19 protein-coding genes are annotated in these 18,007 nt (G+C 69.2%); 13 read left to right on the top strand and 6 right to left on the bottom strand.

The genetic code is table 11. The annotated features are described in order from the left end of the window. Positions 1 to 72: 72 nt before the first annotated feature. Complete coding sequence (locus tag AC5DRG_RS20240) at positions 73 to 1,500, top strand: FAD-binding oxidoreductase (RefSeq protein ID WP_491811964.1); 1,428 nt, start codon at positions 73 to 75, stop codon at positions 1,498 to 1,500. A gap of 31 nt (positions 1,501 to 1,531) precedes the next feature. Here AC5DRG_RS20240 and AC5DRG_RS20235 read toward each other — a convergent pair whose 3' ends face one another. After that, on the bottom strand, positions 1,532 to 2,008 hold the full coding sequence (locus AC5DRG_RS20235) for an SsgA family sporulation/cell division regulator (protein WP_491811963.1): 477 nt from the start codon (positions 2,006 to 2,008) through the stop codon (positions 1,532 to 1,534). 221 nt (positions 2,009 to 2,229) lie between these two features. Here AC5DRG_RS20235 and AC5DRG_RS20230 point away from each other — a divergent pair, with 221 nt between their 5' ends. Further along, positions 2,230 to 3,729: an RDD family protein gene (locus tag AC5DRG_RS20230; protein WP_491811962.1), complete on the top strand. Its 1,500-nt coding sequence runs from the start codon at positions 2,230 to 2,232 to the stop codon at positions 3,727 to 3,729. 89 nt (positions 3,730 to 3,818) lie between these two features. Beyond that, complete coding sequence (locus AC5DRG_RS20225; RefSeq protein WP_491811961.1) at positions 3,819 to 4,460, top strand: RDD family protein; 642 nt, start codon at positions 3,819 to 3,821, stop codon at positions 4,458 to 4,460. A 130-nt stretch (positions 4,461 to 4,590) separates the two neighbouring features. Here the strand turns inward: AC5DRG_RS20225 and AC5DRG_RS20220 are convergent, their stop codons facing one another. Further along, on the bottom strand, positions 4,591 to 4,881 hold the full coding sequence (locus AC5DRG_RS20220; RefSeq protein WP_491811960.1) for a hypothetical protein: 291 nt from the start codon (positions 4,879 to 4,881) through the stop codon (positions 4,591 to 4,593). 405 nt (positions 4,882 to 5,286) lie between these two features. On the opposite strand from AC5DRG_RS20220, the gene AC5DRG_RS20215 reads away from it, so the two are divergent. Continuing rightward, entirely contained in the window at positions 5,287 to 7,623 is a 2,337-nt protein-coding gene (locus AC5DRG_RS20215) for an immune inhibitor A domain-containing protein (protein ID WP_491811959.1), read from the top strand. 121 nt (positions 7,624 to 7,744) lie between these two features. Further along, a complete protein-coding gene (locus AC5DRG_RS20210; RefSeq protein ID WP_491811958.1) occupies positions 7,745 to 8,089 on the top strand; it encodes a hypothetical protein in 345 nt (114 codons plus the stop codon). A gap of 18 nt (positions 8,090 to 8,107) precedes the next feature. Here AC5DRG_RS20210 and AC5DRG_RS20205 read toward each other — a convergent pair whose 3' ends face one another. Then, positions 8,108 to 8,695 (bottom strand): isochorismatase family protein, encoded by a 588-nt coding sequence (locus AC5DRG_RS20205; protein WP_491811957.1) that lies wholly within the window; start codon positions 8,693 to 8,695, stop codon positions 8,108 to 8,110. Between the two features lie 191 nt (positions 8,696 to 8,886). Next, positions 8,887 to 10,233 carry a nicotinate phosphoribosyltransferase gene (locus tag AC5DRG_RS20200; protein WP_491811956.1) on the bottom strand — a complete coding sequence of 449 codons (1,347 nt, stop codon included), beginning with the start codon at positions 10,231 to 10,233 and terminating at the stop codon, positions 8,887 to 8,889. 193 nt (positions 10,234 to 10,426) lie between these two features. Here AC5DRG_RS20200 and clpS point away from each other — a divergent pair, with 193 nt between their 5' ends. The 7 genes from clpS to AC5DRG_RS20165 all read left to right on the top strand — a co-directional run bounded on the left by clpS (position 10,427) and on the right by AC5DRG_RS20165 (position 15,053). Then, positions 10,427 to 10,744 carry an ATP-dependent Clp protease adapter ClpS gene (clpS, locus tag AC5DRG_RS20195; RefSeq protein ID WP_491811954.1) on the top strand — a complete coding sequence of 106 codons (318 nt, stop codon included), beginning with the start codon at positions 10,427 to 10,429 and terminating at the stop codon, positions 10,742 to 10,744. Positions 10,745 to 10,756: 12 nt separating this feature from the next. After that, the gene (locus tag AC5DRG_RS20190; RefSeq protein ID WP_491811953.1) at positions 10,757 to 11,359 is read left to right on the top strand and encodes a DUF2017 domain-containing protein; all 603 of its coding nucleotides are present in this window, start codon (positions 10,757 to 10,759) and stop codon (positions 11,357 to 11,359) included. Positions 11,360 to 11,573: 214 nt separating this feature from the next. After that, positions 11,574 to 12,995 (top strand): amino acid permease, encoded by a 1,422-nt coding sequence (locus tag AC5DRG_RS20185; protein ID WP_491811952.1) that lies wholly within the window; start codon positions 11,574 to 11,576, stop codon positions 12,993 to 12,995. 138 nt (positions 12,996 to 13,133) lie between these two features. Next, a complete protein-coding gene (locus tag AC5DRG_RS20180; RefSeq protein WP_491811951.1) occupies positions 13,134 to 13,556 on the top strand; it encodes a M67 family metallopeptidase in 423 nt (140 codons plus the stop codon). A gap of 79 nt (positions 13,557 to 13,635) precedes the next feature. Continuing rightward, on the top strand, positions 13,636 to 13,731 hold the full coding sequence (locus tag AC5DRG_RS20175; RefSeq protein WP_311737150.1) for a putative leader peptide: 96 nt from the start codon (positions 13,636 to 13,638) through the stop codon (positions 13,729 to 13,731). Positions 13,732 to 13,817: 86 nt separating this feature from the next. Further along, positions 13,818 to 14,096 carry a MoaD/ThiS family protein gene (locus AC5DRG_RS20170; RefSeq protein WP_491811950.1) on the top strand — a complete coding sequence of 93 codons (279 nt, stop codon included), beginning with the start codon at positions 13,818 to 13,820 and terminating at the stop codon, positions 14,094 to 14,096. Positions 14,097 to 14,102: 6 nt separating this feature from the next. Next, positions 14,103 to 15,053, top strand: a complete 951-nt coding sequence (locus AC5DRG_RS20165) for a PLP-dependent cysteine synthase family protein (protein ID WP_491811949.1) — start codon at positions 14,103 to 14,105, stop codon at positions 15,051 to 15,053. Positions 15,054 to 15,177: 124 nt separating this feature from the next. Here AC5DRG_RS20165 and AC5DRG_RS20160 read toward each other — a convergent pair whose 3' ends face one another. After that, positions 15,178 to 15,630, bottom strand: coding sequence for a type II toxin-antitoxin system PemK/MazF family toxin (locus tag AC5DRG_RS20160; RefSeq protein WP_491811948.1), 453 nt, complete (start codon positions 15,628 to 15,630; stop codon positions 15,178 to 15,180). 213 nt (positions 15,631 to 15,843) lie between these two features. On the opposite strand from AC5DRG_RS20160, the gene AC5DRG_RS20155 reads away from it, so the two are divergent. After that, complete coding sequence (locus tag AC5DRG_RS20155) at positions 15,844 to 16,596, top strand: MBL fold metallo-hydrolase (protein WP_491811947.1); 753 nt, start codon at positions 15,844 to 15,846, stop codon at positions 16,594 to 16,596. A 66-nt stretch (positions 16,597 to 16,662) separates the two neighbouring features. On the opposite strand, the gene AC5DRG_RS20150 is transcribed toward AC5DRG_RS20155, so the two are convergent. Beyond that, positions 16,663 to 17,967, bottom strand: a complete 1,305-nt coding sequence (locus AC5DRG_RS20150) for a PTS transporter subunit EIIC (RefSeq protein ID WP_491811946.1) — start codon at positions 17,965 to 17,967, stop codon at positions 16,663 to 16,665. Between the last annotated feature and the right edge of the window lie 40 nt (positions 17,968 to 18,007).

Here is an 18,007-nt window from a genome sequence, read left to right as displayed (position 1 = left end):
ACGACGACCACATCCCGGCATGCGAAGGGTGCCGCAGACGGGGTTCACACCGATGGCCCCGGGTGCGACGCTGTGATCATGAGCGGTTTCGAAGCGCGACCCGATGAAGACTCGGCAGCAGACTCCGCGGTGCCCGGACATCTCGTCGACCGTCTGCTGGCCGGTCTGCCCGCCGAGGCGATCCTCACCGACCCCGACATCACGGCCTCCTACGCCAACGACATGGCGAGCTTCTGCCCGTCCGGCGTCCCGGCCGTGGTCGTGCTGCCCCGCACGGTCGAGCAGGTCCAGCACGTCATGCGTACCGCCACGGAGTTGCGGATCCCGGTCGTCCCGCAGGGCGCCCGCACTGGCCTGTCGGGCGCGGCCAACGCCTCCGACGGCTGCGTCGTGCTGTCCCTGACGAAGATGGACCGCATCCTGGAGATCAACCCGGTCGACCGCATCGCCGTCGTCGAACCGGGCGTCATCAACGCCGCGCTCTCCCGCGCGGTGGCCGAACAGGGCCTGTACTACCCGCCGGACCCCTCCAGTTGGGAGATGTGCACGATCGGCGGCAACATCGGCACGGCCTCCGGCGGCCTGTGCTGTGTGAAGTACGGGGTGACGGCCGAGTACGTCCTCGGTCTCGAAGTCGTCCTGGCAGACGGGCGGTTGATGTCCACCGGGCGCCGTACCGCCAAGGGCGTCGCCGGGTACGACCTCACCCGCCTGTTCGTGGGATCGGAGGGCTCGCTGGGGATCGTCGTACGGGCGATTCTGGCGCTCAAGCCGCAGCCGCCCCAACAGCTGGTGCTGGCGGCCGAGTTCGCGTCCGCTACGGCCGCCTGTGACGCCGTGTGCCGGATCATGGCGGGCGGGCATGTGCCGTCCCTCCTCGAACTCATGGACCGTACAACGGTGAAGGCCGTCAACGACCTGGCCCACATGGGTCTTCCGGAGACCACCGAGGCGCTGCTCCTCGCGGCCTTCGACACCCACGATCCGGCCGCCGACCTGGCCGCGGTCGGCGCGCTCTGCGAGGCGGCCGGTGCCACCCAGGTGGTCCCCGCCGAGGACGCGGCCGAGTCCGAACTCCTGCTCCAGGCACGGCGGTTGTCGCTCACCGCGCTCGAAGCGGTCAAGGGCACGACGATGATCGACGACGTGTGCGTGCCCCGCTCCAAACTCGGCGAGATGCTAGAAGGGATCGAGCGGGTCGCCGAGAAGTACCAGCTCACCATCGGGGTCTGCGCGCACGCGGGCGACGGCAACACGCATCCGACCGTCTGCTTCGACGCGCAGGACCCCGACGAGTCCAGGCGCGCCCGCGAGTCCTTCGACGAGATCATGGCGCTCGGCCTGGAGCTCGGCGGCACGATCACCGGCGAGCACGGCGTGGGCGTCCTGAAGAAGGAGTGGCTGGCACGCGAGATCGGCCCGGTGGGCGTGGAGATGCAGCGGGCCATCAAGACGGCCTTCGACCCGCTGGGTCTCCTCAACCCGGGCAAGTTGTTCTGATCGTTCTGCAGTTCCCATTGATGGTCGCGGCTCACTCACCCCCGTCCTTCGACTCGTCGCTCGGCCAGGGGTCGCGCAGCCACAAGTCGTCGGCCGGGGTGGGCGCGAGCAGCTCGGCGAGGCCGTCGTCGATACCGAGCTGCTCGGCCTCAGAGCCCGGGGGGACCGCCCGCAGCGTGCGCTCCAGCCAGGCCGACACCTGGGCCGAGGGTGCCTCCAGAAGGGCGTCTCCGTCGGGTGAACTCAGCGCCATCAGGACGACGCTGCGTCCGTCGACCTTCGTCGGCCACACCCGTACGTCCCCGTGCCCGCACGGCCGGAACACGCCCTCCACGAGGAGCTCCCGGGCGAACGTCCAGTTCACCGGCAGCTCGGAGTTGATGTGGAAGGTGATGTGGACGGCGAAGGGGTCGTCCGTCCGGTAGCTGAGCCGGGCCGGGACCGGGATGCTGCGCTCGGGGGACAGGATGAGTTTGAGCTCCAGCTCCCGCTCTACCACGCTGTGCATGTGGTGCCTTTCCTCTCTGTCACGGGGCCCAGTGTCGGGCCCGTACGAGTGAGAGGGGGGAGGGGGCGGAACCATTACGCGGGTTCGCGGAAGTTTTTTGAGGCCTGCGAAACGAAGTGCTCAAAAGGGGTGGGTCCAGTGGGACTGGCGGTGGGGGTTGCCCGCGTCTGATAGATGTGGAGGCCCCCAGATGACCCCCGAGCAGATACGGGACGACGGACATGAGCGCCCCAACCCCGGCCCCCGGTGACGACAGGCCCCGCGAAGGCTATTACCCGGACCCTTCCATTCCCGGATATGTCCGGTACTGGAACGGCGCCTCCTGGGTGCCGGGCACCAGCCGCCCGGCACCGCTCGACGGCGAGCCGCTCGCGCCGCCGGCCGGCGTGGACCCGGGGCCCGCGCCCCAGGTCGAGGAGACGGGCCCGCACTTCTTCGACGAGGAAGCCGCGCCCGTCTCGCCCGCCGAGGCCCAGCACGGCAGCCGGCCCGAACCGGCGTCCGCCTGGGGCGCCGACCGCTCCCGCCAGTCCGGCTTCGGCGGCGACCAGGACCGCCGTGTCTCGTGGGGCTCCCCGCAGGGCGCCGACCCGAGGGTGCCCGCCGAGGCGTCGGACCGGCAGCCCGCCCTGCCCGCCCAGCCGGACGGCTCGGCGGCCAACCCGCCCGCCGAGGGGGCGAGTTCGGGTGACGTGCCCTCCGACGGGACGTTCCTCTTCCGCCGTCCGACGGCCGGTCCCGCGGCGCGTAGCGCGGGCACACCAGGCATTCCCGCCCCCGCCGACCCCACCCCCGACGACGGCACCATGACCTTCCGCGCGCTCTCCCCGCGCACAGGGCAGCAGGGCGGGGCGGGCGGCGCGCAGGCGGGGAGCACGGGTGCGCCCGACGGCGCGCAGAGCGGCGCTTCCGCCGCTCCCGGCTTCGGCGCCGGAAAGGCCGCCGCCGACCGCGCGGCAGCGGCCCAGCCGGGCGCCCAGGGGGCCGTCTCCGGCCCGCAGAGCCCGCAGCAGTCCGCCGCGTCCGGAGCCGGTCTCCCGGGCCTCCAGCAGCCGGGCCCGGTGGTGCCGCAGCAGCAGGGCGCTTCCCAGCCGGTCACCCCCATGGCGACCGGCACGGGCGGCGGCCAGCCCTCCTGGGCGCAGCAGGTGCACCGGCTCGCCGGGGAGGACCAACCGGTCGCGCCCTGGAAGCCGCCCGTCGAGGACGTGTTCCAGGCGGCCGCCCGCCGCCAGGCAGCGGCCCGTCCCGCAGGCCTCGGCAAGCGCCTTGCCGCCCGGCTCGTCGACACCCTGGTCCTCGGCGGCGTCACCGCCGTGGCCGCCGTGCCGCTGGGCACCAAGGCGCTCGACCACGTCAACGAGAAGATCGACGCGGCCAAGCTCTCCGGCGAGACCGTCACGGTCTGGCTGCTGGACGGCACGACGTCGGTCTACCTCGGCATCGTCCTGGCCGTCCTCCTCGTCGGCGGCGTCCTCTACGAGGCGCTGCCCACCGCCAAGTGGGGCCGCACGCTGGGCAAGAAGCTGCTGGGCCTTGAGGTGCGGGACATCGAGGGCCACGAGCCCCCGACCTTCGGCGCGTCCCTGCGCCGCTGGCTCGTCTACAGCGTGCCGGGGCTGCTCGGCATCGGTGTCGTGGGGGTCGTATGGTGCCTGTTCGACAAGCCGTGGCAGCAGTGCTGGCACGACAAGGCGGCGCATACGTTCGTCGCGGGATGAGCGGGTACGGCGTAAGGACCAGTTGATTCCGTACCTCCAACAGCCGCTCGCCGGATGCGGAGCCGGAGGGTTCGCGGTCGACTCGGGCCATGAGCAGCGAACCGCCTCCCGGCTCCGGCCAGCCGCCGGAAGAGGACCCGTTCAGGAAGCAGCCCCCGCCCGAGCAGGGGTCCGGCTCGCCGTACGACGCGCCCTACGGCGGCGGGCAGCAGCCCCCGTCCTACGGCGGTGACCCCTACGGCGGCGGCTCGTACCCCGGTGAGCCCGGCGATCCACTGGCCGGCATGCCCCCGCTCGCCGACAGCGGTAAGCGCACTCTGGCCCGGATCATCGACATGATCCTGGTGGCCGTCGTCGTCTGGCTGCTCACCTGGGCGTTCGGGGTCGCCGAGTACACGGTCGACACGGACGACATGGAGTACGGGAAGGTCTTCGGCCGGGACCTCGTCGGCGCCGTCCTCTACATCGCGTACGACACCGTCATGATCGTCAAGTCCGGTCAGACGCTCGGCAAGAAGTGGCTGGGCATGCGGGTGGCCAACCTCGACAACGGCTCCACGCCCGCCGTGCAGACCGCGCTGATCCGCTCGGCGGTGCTGTGGATCCCGTTCGCGTTCTGCTGCGCCTGTGTCTGGACGGCGATCGCGGGCGGCTGGAGCTACTTCGACAAGCCCTACAAGCAGGGTCTGCACGACAAGGCGGCCAAGACGGTGGTGGTCAGCACCGGCTGACGCGACGACAGGCCCTGGGGGCGCATGCAGAAGGCGGGTCCGTGAGATGTGGACCCGCCTTCTTGTGTCTGCGTTGGAGGGAGCTGCTTCTTGTGTCCGGCGTCGGGGGAGGGAGGGGAGCTCCCCGGCGTCAGGAGGCTGCCCGCTCGCGTACCGGCTCGTGGGTCGGCAGCGCGGTGACGGAGGCCGCCACGGGCTCTGGTGCGGGGGGTTGTTCGGCGATGGCCGGTGCGGGCTTCGGCAGCGGAACCGTCATGGAGACGAGCAGTCCCAGAGCGAGTGCCGCGAAGGTGATGATCGCGATCCCCACACCCGAACTCGTCTGTGACAGCAGCAGCATGGCGAGGGTCGAGAAGATCACGGTGCACGAACCGTAGGCGAGCTGTGCGGCGGTCGGACGAGGCGCGGTCGGACGAGGCATGGCAATCGAGTCCTCGTAAGAATCGGGGGTGATATGGGGGAGTCGGCCTGGCTTTCCGCCGACATCCGGGCGTTCCGCCAATCGACCCTAATCGCCTGCATGCCCGAGCGGAACGAACAGTAAGCGTGACCTAACCAACAGTGCCGGTGCACGGGGGGCGCACGGAGTCATACCGTCCACGAAGTGGACGTACCCGCGCGCCCGTTGAGCGCTACCCCCGCCGTCCGTAAAGCGGACCTCAACTCCGCATAGTGCACTTGACCTGCTCAAGTCAAGGTCTGTCTTTTCTCGCAAACCAGTAGTCAAATGTCGTCACTTGACTACACGCGTATACCGCGCGCGGATGCCTTCTGCTGACCAGGGCCCCCAAATTTCCGCGCGGGCGGGCGCGGGGGAGGATCTCAAGTGACCAGCAGAACCTGGACGTTCAGATCGGCCGCGATGGTCGTCGCACTCGCGGCGGCCACCGCCACGTTCTCGACGTTCGCCGTGGCACAGGCCGACACACCGGCCGACACCGCGGCAGCAAACCGACACGACCCACAGTCGGTCAAGAGTGTGGAGCAGGAGCACGACCTCGACGGTCCGCTCTCCAAGACCCAGGAAGCTCAGCGCCAAGAAGCCCTGGAACAGGTCATATCCGGCGCCGCCACGGTCAAGGACCGTGACGGTTCCAAGGTCGTCCAGCTCAAGAGCAAGAAGGGCGACAGCAAGTACGTCGAACTCGGCCGCGAGCAGACCGACAAGATCTTCACGATCCTGGTCGAGTTCGGCGACCAGATCAGCGAGTACGGCGGCACCGTCGGCCCGCTGCACAACGAGATAGCCGAGCCGGACCGCACCCAGGACAACAGCACGGCCTGGCAGGCGGATTACAACCAGGCGCACTTCGAGGACCTCTACTTCGGCGACGGCACCGCGTCGATGAAGTCCTTCTACGAGAAGCAGTCCTCGGGCCGCTACTCGGTCGAGGGCGCGGTCGCCGACTGGGTCAAGGTCCCCTACAACGAGGCCCGTTACGGCTCCAACGACTGCGACACCTGCGCCTGGAACGCCGTCCAGGACGGTGTCACCGCGTGGGTCGCCGGCCAGGAGGCCGCGGGCGAGTCCGACGCCGACATCAAGGCGGCGCTGGCCGAGTACGACCAGTGGGACCGCTACGACTACGACGGCGACGGCGACTTCAACGAGGCCGACGGCTACATCGACCACTTCCAGATCGTGCACGCCGGCGAGGACGAGTCCGCGGGCGGCGGCGCCCAGGGCGCGGACGCCATCTGGGCCCACCGCTGGTACGCGTTCGGCACCGACGCCGGGGCCACCGGCCCCGACAACAACAAGCTCGGCGGCGCCCAGATCGGTGACACCGGCATCTGGGTCGGCGACTACACCATCCAGCCGGAGAACGGCGGACTCGGCGTCTTCGCCCACGAGTACGGTCACGACCTCGGTCTGCCGGACCACTACGACACCACCGGCGGCGGCGAGAACTCCACCGGCTTCTGGACGTTGATGTCCTCCGGTTCCTGGCTCGGCACGGGCCAGGACAGCATCGGCAACCTGCCCGGTGACTTCACCGCCTGGGACAAGCTCCAGCTGGGCTGGCTCGACTACGACGTGGCGAAGGCCGCGACGGCGTCGAAGCACAAGCTGGGCGTCGCCGAGTACAACACGAAGAACGCGCAGGCCCTCGTGGTCGAGCTGCCGGAGAAGACGGTCACCACCGATGTCGTCACCCCGGCGCAGGGCGCGACCCAGTGGTGGAGCGGCAGCGGCGACAACCTCGCCAACACGCTGACCCGTTCCGTCGACCTGACGGGCAAGACCTCCGCCACGCTGACGCTCGACGGCTGGTGGGACATCGAGGCCGGCTACGACTACCTCTACACCGAGGTGTCGACCGACGGCTCCAACTGGACGGCCATCGACGGCACCGCGGACGGCGTGGCCCTCGGCCGCGACGCCAGCGGCAAGCCGGCGCTCGACGGCACCACGGAGGCGTACAAGAAGCTGTCCTTCCCGCTCGACGCCTACGCGGGCCAGAGCGTCCAGCTGCGCTTCCGCTACGCCACCGACGGCGGCGTGGCCCAGAAGGGCTTCGCGGCCGACGAGATCACCGTGACCGCCGACGGCGCCACCGTGTTCGCGGACGACGCGGAGAGCGCGGACGCGGCCTGGACGGCCAAGGGCTTCTCCCGTATCGGCGCGTCCATCACGGACGACTACGCCCAGTACTACATCGCCGAGAACCGCCAGTACGTGTCGTACGACAAGACCCTCAAGGTCGGCCCGTACAACTTCGGCTTCTCGACGACCCGTCCGTCCTGGGTGGAGCACTTCCCGTACCAGAACGGCCTGTTGATCTGGAAGTGGGACACCTCCCAGCTGGACAACAACACCAGCGCCCACCCGGGCACCGGTCTGGTCCTGCCGGTGGACTCCCACCCGACCGCGCTGAAGTGGTCGCAGGGCACGCTGATGCGCAGCCGTATCCAGTCCTACGACTCGCCCTTCAGCCTGTTCCGCACGGACGGTCTGACGCTGCACAACGCGGACGTCGAGACCAAGATCCCGTCGAAGGCCGGTGTGTCCACGTTCAACGACCACACCAGCACGTACTACGACACGACGACCCCGCTCGCGGGCGTCAAGATCACTGACACCAACACCAAGATCAAGATCGTCAAGGAGGCCCTGAACGGCTCCACGATCACGCTCCTGGTGGGCCCCGCGGTGAAGTAGTTCGCATCCGCGCAGGTCACAGCACGATTCGGCGGCAGCCCCTGGCGGGTTGCCGCCGTTCGTGTTTAGGTGCGTCCTGTGGCTCTCTTATTGACACCGACGCACACGGGGGTGTGACCGCATGGCCGCAGGGGGTTTCTGCAAGCTGCCGACCGGCAGCGTGGTGGTGGCGCTGAACCTGCCCATTCCCTCGGGTCCGGGCGGCGACTGTGTGCGTGTCCTGGTGCACGCCCGCAACCGTGCCCGCGCGCTGACGAGGCTGCGCAATCTGGGCATGCGGGCGGTGTACCTGCGCGGCAACGCGGCACCCCCGACCCCGGACGAGATCACCGCGGTCCTGCACCACCCCGACGGCCTCATATGGCGTATGGCGCCTGACAACGCTGTCGTCGTGGGTCCCGAGCTCGTACAGGAGCTGTGGCACCCGATCAAGGCGCTGCTGCGCCGCCCGGCGGCACCGGCGTAGGCGGGCGCGCCGGGCCCCTTAGGCGACGACCGGCTTGCCGGTGAGCTCCACGCCCGCCGCCCGCAGCTCCTCCAGCGTCCGGTCGGTGCTCTCCTCGCTCACCCCGGCCGTCAGGTCCAGCAGGACGTGCGTACGGAAGCCCTCCCGGGCGGCGTCCAGGGCGGTGGCCTTCACGCAGTAGTCGGTCGCGATCCCGACGACGTCGACCTCGTCGATCTCCCGGGCCCGCAGCCAGTCGCCCAGCTTCACGCCGTTCTCGTCGGCGCCCTCGAAGCCGCTGTAGGCCGCCGAGTACGCCCCCTTGTCGAAGACGGCGTCGACCGCGCCGGAGGCGACCGCCGGGGCGAAGTTGGGGTGGAAGCCCACGCCCTCCGTGCCGGCGACGCAGTGCGCGGGCCAGGAGTGGGCGAAGTCGGGGTTGTCGGCGAAGTGGCCGCCGGGAGCGATGTGGTGGTCGCGGGTCGCCACGACATGCCGGTAGCCGGCGGGCGCCTGCCCGATCAGCTCGGTGATGGCGGCGGCCACATCGGCACCCCCGGCCACCGCGAGGCTGCCCCCCTCGCAGAAATCGTTCTGCACGTCTACGACGATCAAGGCGCGGCGCATGGTCGGTGTCCTTCGACTGAGAGGGTCGCTAGGGAGGGGTGCGGGCCCGGCCGGTGATGAACCTCCGAGCCTACGGACTTCGGGTGCGGTGCGGGAAGGGGCAATCAGGGCGGGCGGGTGGGAAAGGCTCGTGGGCGGTGAGGGCTCGCGGTCGTAGAAGAGGTCGTAGAGGCGGTCGAAGAGCTTGCGCTCTAGCTACCCGACCGTCCGTGTACGTACTCCGTCGGGATGACCGGTTCGCCGCGTGACAGCTGGGTCGCCGACAGGGGCAGGTTGGCGCGGGCGGCCGTGTGGCGGTCGCGTACGACGTCGAGGGGCTCGCGGGCGACCACCTCGCCGCCCTTGACCAGCTCGACCAGCAGCTGGCGGTCCGCGAGCTCGCCGGGCACGGCCCCGGTGCCGATGACCTCGGCCTCCGCGATCCCGTCGCCGTCCAGGCGCCGCGCGGCCCACTTGCGGCCGCCGATGGACGTCTTGCCGCCGGTCGACTTCTTCGCCACCGGCTGCAGCGGGGCCTTCGGGTCGGCGGACTCGGCGCGGGCGACCAGCTTGTAGACCATCGAGCAGGTGGGGTGGCCGGATCCCGTCACCAGCTGCGTGCCCACGCCGTACGCGTCCACCGGCGCCGCGGCCAGCGAGGCGATCGCGTACTCGTCGAGGTCGGAGGTGACGATGATCCGCGTCTTGGACGCGCCCAGCTCGTCCAGCTGCTGGCGCACCCGGTGGGCGACGAGCAGCAGGTCACCGGAGTCGATGCGGACGGCGCCCAGCTCGGGACCGGCGACCTCGACTGCCATGCGGACGGCCTCGGTGACGTCGTAGGTGTCCACCAGCAGGGTGGTGCCCCGGCCGAGCGAGTTCACCTGCGCCTGGAAGGCGTCCCTCTCGTGGTCGTGGAGGAGGGTGAAGGCGTGGGCGGAGGTGCCGACGGTCGGGATGCCGTAGCGGAAGCCGGCGGCCAGGTCGGAGGTGGTGGCGAAGCCGCCGACGTACGCGGCGCGCGAGGCGGCGACCGCGGCGAGCTCGTGGGTGCGGCGGGCGCCCATCTCGATCAGGGGGCGCTCGCCGGCGGCGGAGGACATCCGGGAGGCGGCGGCCGCGATCGCCGAGTCGTGGTTGAGGATGGACAGGATCACGGTCTCCAGCAGCACGCACTCCGCGAAGGAGCCCTCGACCCGCATGATCGGCGAGCCGGGGAAGTACACCTCGCCCTCGGGGTAGCCCCAGATGTCACCGCTGAAGCGGTACGAGGCGAGCCACTCCTGGGTCTCGTCGTTGACGATGCCACGCTCGCGCAGGAAGCCGAGGACGTTCGCGTCGAAGCGGAAGTTCTCGACCGCGTCGAGCACCCGCCCGGTGCCGGCCACGACGCCGTAGCGGCGGCCGTCCGGCAGCCGCCGGGTGAAGACCTCGAACACCGACCGCCGCTCGGCGGTGCCCGCCTTCAGCGCGGCCTGCAGCATCGTCAGCTCGTACTGGTCCGTGAAGAGCGCCGTCGAGGGAACGTCCACCGGCAGTCCAAGGTCCGCTACGTCCACGAAGCCTCTCCTAGCTCTGACTCTCCGGGTGCCTCCGGCGTCCGCCGGGGGTCCGGGGGTTGTCCCCCGGTGTGTGCAGCATGACTACGGATGCTACCCCCATCTCGTCAGTCTGACGATTTGGGGTCGGTCATGGATTGTCATGGGGTTGGTCACATGCCGGTTTGTGCGACCACCCCCCTGCGGTGGCAGCATGGGCCATGTGACGTCACCCGCTCCCCTTGAGATCGAACGCACCGAGTCGGCGGAGGAGGTTTTCGCCGTACCCGAGCCCGACGTCCCCTGGGTCACGATCGTCCACAACGACCCGGTCAACCTCATGAGCTACGTGACGTATGTCTTCCAGGCGTACTTCGGCTACTCCAAGGACAAGGCCACCAAGCTCATGCTCGACGTCCACCACAAGGGCCGTGCGGTCGTCTCCAGCGGCAGTCGCGAGGAGATGGAACGCGACGTGCAGGCCATGCACGGCTACGGTCTGTGGGCCACCCTCCAGCAGGACCGGAAGTAGCGACACAACCCGATGCCAGGACAATTCGAACCGCTCCCCGGCGGCGGCGCGGCCGTCGCGCTCGACGACGTCGAGATCTCCATCATCCGGTCGCTGGCCGTGCAGCTCCTGGAGCTCATCGGCCCCGGCCCGGGCGAGGAGACCTCCGAGGACCCGCTCGCCGAGCTCTTCGCCGAGGGTCCCAGCGAGCCGCCGTCCGACCCGGTGCTGCGCCGCCTCTTCCCGGACGCCTACAGCGACCCCGAGCACGCGCCCGCGCCGCAGCAGGCGGAGGAGCAGCGGGCGTACTCCGCGGAGTTCCGCCGCTTCACCGAGAACGACCTCAGGGCCGCCAAGCGCGAGAGCGCCCTCACGGTGATCCGCTCCCTGGACGCGCTGACGTCCGCAGGTGACGGCGGGGCGGTCCTCAAGCTGACCGCCGAGGAGTCCAAGCGGTGGCTCGGCGCTCTCAACGACCTGCGCCTGGCGATCGGTTCGCGGCTCGACATCACCGACGAGGAGGACATAGACCTCCTCTACCGGCTCCCGGACGAGGACCCGCGCAAGCCGATGGTGATGGCGTACCTGTGGCTGGGCGGGCTGCAGGAGACGCTCGTCTCCACGCTCATGCCGTGAATACTCCCGGTATGTGACGTTTCTGTGTTCGCTCAGCGGACGCTCAAATCCGGATAACGATCGCGTCACCGCCGCGGCCACGTATGCGGCTGCGGGTCGCCCTTTGTCCGGTTCTTCCTGTGGTGTGCGCCACAAGTCGCACAGTCGATCAACATTGCGGCCGTGATAAATCCTCTCCGGGGGGATCGAAACCCGATGGAAAGGCGCACCACATATGACCTCGTCGCAGGTCACCCCTGAGGAGGGGTACGAGCGGGGCCTCGGCAGCCGTCAGGTCCAGATGATCGCGATCGGCGGCGCCATCGGCGTCGGCCTGTTCCTGGGAGCCGGGGCGAACATCGCCAAGGCCGGCCCCAGCCTGATCTTCATGTACGCCCTCGCGGGCGTGATCATCTTCTTCATCATGCGAGCACTCGGCGAGCTGCTCCTGTACCGCCCGGTCTCGGGCTCCTTCGCGGAGTACTCCCGCGAGTTCCTCGGCCCGTTCTTCGGCTACTTCACCGGCTGGACGTACTGGCTGATGTGGGTCGTCACCGGCATGGCCGAGCTGACGGCCGCCGCGATCTACGTCAACTACTGGTTCCCGTCGGTCCCGCAGTGGGTCACGGCCCTGGTCTTCCTGGTCGTGCTCTTCGCCGCCAACCTCATCTCGGTGAAGCTGTTCGGCGAGATCGAGTTCTGGTTCTCGATGGTCAAGGTCACCGCCCTGATCGGCATGATCGTGATCGGCCTAGGCGTCCTCACCTTCGGCTTCAGCAGCGCCGGTGACACGGCCGCGGTGTCCAACCTCTGGGCCTTCGACGGTTTCTTCCCCAAGGGCATCGGCTCGTCCCTGATGACCCTCCAGGGCGTCATGTTCGCCTACCTCGCCGTCGAGCTCGTGGGCGTCACCGCGGGCGAGTCCGAGAACCCGGAGAAGACCCTCCCCAAGGCGATCAACACCCTCCCGTGGCGCATCGCCCTCTTCTACGTCGGCGCCCTCACCGTCATCCTCTGCGTCGTGAAGTGGACCGAATTCGCCCCGGGCGTCAGCCCGTTCGTCGAGGCGTTCGCGAAGATCGGCATCCCGGCGGGCGCGGGCATCGTCAACTTCGTGGTGTTGACGGCGGCCCTGTCCTCCTGCAACTCGGGCATGTACTCCACGGGCCGCATGCTGCGCACCCTGGCCGACAACGGCGAGGCCCCCAAGGTCTTCAGCAAGCTGTCGTCGACGAAGACCCCGGCGTTCGGCATCACCGTCTCGGTGCTCTTCATGGGCATCGGCGTGATCCTGAACTACATCGTCCCGGAGAAGGCCTTCGGCTACGTCGTCTCCGTCGCCACCGCGGCCGGCATCTGGACCTGGCTGATGATCCTGATCAGCCACGTCCTCTACCGCCGCGCGGTCGACGCGGGTCGCCTGCCGGCGTCGTCGTTCCCGGCGCCGGGTGGCGCGAAGTGCTCGTACGTCGCCATCGCGTTCCTTCTCTTCGTCACCTGCCTCATCGCGTACGACGCCGACTCCCGGGTCTGCCTGTATGTGATGGCCGGCTGGGCTGCCGCGCTGGGTGTCGGCTGGGCTGTGCTGAAGAGTCGTAACCCCGAGATCGCCGAGCGGCGGGAGCCGGAGTTGGAGGACTTCGAGAAGGTCGGATAGATCGTCGTTCGGCTGCGGCGCCGTCGTGGCTGGTCGCGCAGTTCCCCGCGCCCCTTAGGTGGGGAGACTGGTCCGGCATTTGAGCTGCCCCGTACCACCCTTCGGTACGGGGCAGCCCCTTTGCTTATCCTGCTGGACATGCTGACCATCACCCAGGCCCTCGTCGACCAGATCATCGCGCACGCCCGCGAGGACCATCCCGACGAGGCGTGCGGGATCATCGCGGGCCCCGAGGGGTCCGACCGGCCGGAGCGGTATGTGCGGATGCTCAACGCCGAGCGGTCGCCGACCTTCTACCGGTTCGACGAGAGCGAGCACAAGAAGCTCGCCGACGAGATGTGGGACGCCGACGAGGAAGCGGTGGTCGTCTACCACTCGCACACGGCGACCGAGGCCTACCCGTCCCGCACCGACATCTCGTACGCGCATGAGCCCCAGGCCCACTACGTCATCGTCTCGACAGCGGACACGGACGGCCTCGGAGATTTCCAGTTCCGCTCGTTCCGGATCCTGGAAGGCGTGGTGACGGAGGAGGAGGTCAAGGTGGTGGAAACATACTGATCTCACACAGTGGATGAATTCCGTCCGATATGTGAGATCACACTCCGGGCCCAGGACCGGGAATCGATACGATGACCCCATGGTTCTGAACGACGTGAGCGACAAGGCGCCGAGCGTGCTGCTCGTGGCGCGGTTGCACGTCGATCTGTGCAGGCTGAACAGCGCCATCTGTTGACGTTCCCTGCCGCAGTACGGCCGTGAGCCGCGGCGCGCCGCGCCGCGCGCCCACCCTTCCCCACCTTCCGACAGGAGCCCGCAACCATGGCCATCGAGGTCCGCATCCCCACCATCCTCCGCCAGTACACCGACGGTCAGAAGGCGGTGGAGGGCCAGGGTGAGACCCTCGCCGACCTCTTCGCCGATCTGGAGAGCCGGCACGCGGGCGTCCAGGCCCGCATCGTGGACGAGGGCAAGCTGCGCCGCTTCGTCAACGTCTACCTGAACGACGAGGACGTCCGCTTCCTCGACGGCATCAACACCAAGCTCGCCGACGGCGACACCGTGACGATCCTGCCGGCCGTGGCCGGCGGCATGGCCTGATCCTCGATGCGCTACGACTCCCCGCTGGCCGCGGTAGGCAACACCCCCCTGGTACGCCTGCCGCGGCTCTCGCCGTCCGCCGACGTCCGTATCTGGGCGAAGCTGGAGGACCGCAACCCCACCGGCTCCGTCAAGGACCGCCCGGCCCTGCACATGATCGAGCAGGCGGAGAAGGACGGCCGGCTCACCCCCGGCTGCACGATCCTGGAACCGACGAGCGGCAACACCGGCATCTCGCTCGCGATGGCGGCCAAGCTCAAGGGCTACCGCATGGTGTGCGTGATGCCCGAGAACACCTCGCAGGAACGTCGTGACCTGCTCGGCATGTGGGGCGCCGAGATCATCTCGTCCCCCGCGGCGGGCGGCTCCAACACCGCCGTACGGGTCGCCAAGGAGATCTCCGCCGAGCACCCCGACTGGGTGATGCTCTACCAGTACGGCAACCCGGACAACGCGGGCGCCCACTACGCCACGACAGGCCCGGAGATCCTCGCGGACCTCCCCTCGATCACCCACTTCGTAGCGGGCCTCGGCACCACGGGCACGCTCATGGGCGTCGGCCGCTACCTCCGCGAGAACAAGCCGGACGTCAAGATCGTCGCCGCCGAGCCGCGCTACGACGACCTGGTCTACGGCCTGCGCAACCTCGACGAGGGCTTCGTCCCCGAGCTCTACGACGCCTCCGTCCTCACGACCCGCTTCTCGGTCGGCTCGGCGGACGCGGTCACCCGCACCCGCGAGCTCCTCCAACAGGAGGGCATCTTCGCGGGCGTCTCCACGGGCGCCGCCCTGCACGCCGCGATCGGCGTGGGCAACAAGGCGGTCAAGGCGGGGGAGACGGCGGACATCGCGTTCGTGGTGGCGGACGGCGGCTGGAAGTACCTGTCAACAGGCGTCTACACGGCGGCAACGACAGAGGAAGCGATCGAGAGGCTGCAGGGCCAACTCTGGGCGTGATGAGCGCCCCGAGGGATAAAGCGCCCTAAGGGTCAACGCCCTAGGGGCGCGGGGCTGTATCGATATGCGGCTCCGCCGCGTGGGCGCGACAAGCCACAACGGACCCGCAGCCGAAGAACAGCCTCTATTCGGCGAGGTGACGGACCTGGTCCCACAAGACCGGGTCCACCACCCCCGCCCGCCGCCGAAAGTCCCACACAGCGACCTCGCGCAGCTCATCCGTCTCCAGGAAACTGGCGCGGCCCTGCGCATCGCCGACGGCACCCGGCGGCAACGGAATAACCCCGGCCCGCTCGTCGTGATACTTGCTGGTGATCTTCGCGACCGTGACCTTCCGGCCGTGCACGGCGAGCACGAGACAAGGCCGATCCTTACCCCCCGGCCCGTCCTCGTACGGCACACTCGCCCACCAGATCTCCGCCGGCCGCGGCCGAACCTCCCGCCCGCCAGGCCCAGCGGGGCGCCCCGGCGGCCTGGTCCTGCGCCCGGAGGGCCCCCGCCCCCAGCCGTCCACGAGCACGGCGACCAGCGCCAGCAGTACCACCGCCGCGAGCGCGAGCCACCAGGACGTGTCCATACGACGACGTTACCGGCGTGCGAGAAGCCCCGCGCGCCCCGCCTGTGCGCGGCGCGCCCCGCTTCCAGCCGAACCGGTGACACCACAGGTGAGTTCGCCCACAACAGCCCTTGGCGGAGGAGCGACCGGACCTTTTGCGCCTTACGCTCGACGGACCGCACGACCCCCGTCTCCTTCCCAGAAAAGTTTCCCGCCAGCGGAGGTTTCTGCTTTATGAAGCTCACCGTCGTCGGCTGCTCGGGGTCGTTCCCGTCCGCGGAATCGGCCTGTTCGAGCTACCTCGTAGAGGCCGACGGCTTCCGGCTGCTCCTCGACATGGGCAACGGTGCCCTTGGCGAGCTGCAGCGCCACTGCGGTCTATACGACCTCGACGCGATCTTCCTCAGCCATCTGCACGCCGACCACTGCATCGACATGTGCGCGTACTTCGTCGCGCGCTACTACCGCCATGACGGCGGCCGCTGTGACCCCATCCCGGTCTACGGCCCCGAAGGCACCGAACACCGACTCACCACGGCCTACGCCGACACCCCCACCGCCTCCTCCATGAGCGAGGTCTTCGACTTCCACACGGTCAAGCCGTCCACGTTCGAGGTCGGCCCGTTCACCGTGCACACGGAGCGCGTCGCCCACCCCGTGGAGGCGTACGGCATCCGCGTGGAGCACGGCGGCAGGTCGCTGACCTACTCCGGCGACACCGGAGTGAGCGCCGCACTGGACGAACTCGCCCACGACACCGACCTGTTCCTCTGCGAGGCCGCCTTCACGCACGGCAAGGAGAACATCCCCGACCTGCACCTGAACGGCCGCGAGGCAGGCGAGACGGCAACCCGCGCGGGAGCGCGCCGCCTGATCCTCACCCACATCCCCCCGTGGACCGACCCCCAGGTCAACCTCACCGACGCGCGCGAGGCCTACGCCGGTCCGGTGGAACTGGCGGCGCCGAGGATGTCGTACGAGATCTAGGCCGTACGCACATGAAGGCCCCGGCACCTGTTCGGTACCGGGGCCTTCATCATGTGCGGTCGAGGCTCACGCCTTGGTGAGGTCCTCGATCTCCTCCTCGGGCTCGCGGCCCGGGGTGGGGAGGTTCCACTTGGTGATGGCGAAGCGGAAGACGACGTAGTAGATCGCGCCGAAGACCAGGCCGACGGGGATCAGCAGCCAAGGCTTGGTGGAGATGCCCCAGTTGATGAAGACGTCGATGAAGCCGGCCGAGAAGCTGAAGCCCATGTGTATGCCCAGCGCCCACGTCACGGCCATCGAGATCGCGGTGAGGACCGCGTGGATGACGTACAGCACCGGGGCGATGAACATGAAGGTGAACTCGATCGGCTCGGTGACACCCGTGACGAACGAGGTCAGGGCCATCGACATCATCATGCCCAGCACGGCCTTGCGGCGCTCGGGACGGGCGGAGTGCGCGATCGCGAGGGCGGCGGCCGGGAGGCCGAACATCATGATCGGGAAGAAGCCCGTCATGAACAGACCGGCGTCCGGGTCGCCGGCGAAGAAGCGCGGCAGGTCGCCGTGGACGACGGCGCCGGTGGCGTCGGTGAAGTCGCCGATCTGGAACCAGGCCACGGAGTTGACGAACTGGTGCATGCCGATCGGGATCAGCGCGCGGTTGATCAGGCCGAAGAGGGCCGCGCCGAAGGAGCCGAGGCCGGTCATCCACTCGCCGAAGTTGGTGATGACCTCACCGATGGGCTCCCAGCCGACGACGACCAGGACACCGAGGACGACGCCGACGGCGGACGTGATGATCGGCACGAGCCGGCGGCCGTTGAAGAAGCCCAGCCAGTCGACCAGCCTGGTGCGGTGGAAGCGCTGCCACAGCACGGCCGTCAGCAGGCCGAGGATGATGCCGCCGAGTACGCCCGGGTTCTGGAAACTCGCCGTCGTGGCGGCCTCGGTGCCCTTCTGCCAGAAGCCGCCGCCGAGTCCGGTCGCCGTGTAGGTGGCGCCCTCGTGGCCTTCCTTGATCGGGAACTGGTGGATCACCGCGTAGTAGGTGAGGAAGCCGACCGCGGCGGCGAGCGCCGTCGAGCCGTCGGACTTCTTCGCGAAGCCGATGGCCACGCCTATACAGAACAGCAGGGGCAGGCCGAAGGAACTGTCCAGCAGGGCGCCGCCGGCACCCGCGAACACCTTCGCCACATCGGCGGGGATGTGGAACTTCTCCTGGGAGTCGGCTTGTCCGAGCCGGAGCAGGATGCCCGCCGCCGGCAGCACGGCGATCGGGAGCTGAAGGCTGCGGCCGACCTTCTGCAGGCCCTGGAACAGGCCGGACCCTCGCTTTTTCGCGGGGGCCGCCGGCGCGGTGGCGGTGGTCATGACTTCCTCCATCGGGTGGCGTGGTCTACACCACTCAGTG

This window comes from Streptomyces sp. JLBG701 (genome assembly GCF_058544905.1).
The sequence above is the reverse complement of the archived record's forward strand: the minus strand, read 5'-3'. Positions and strand labels throughout refer to the sequence as shown.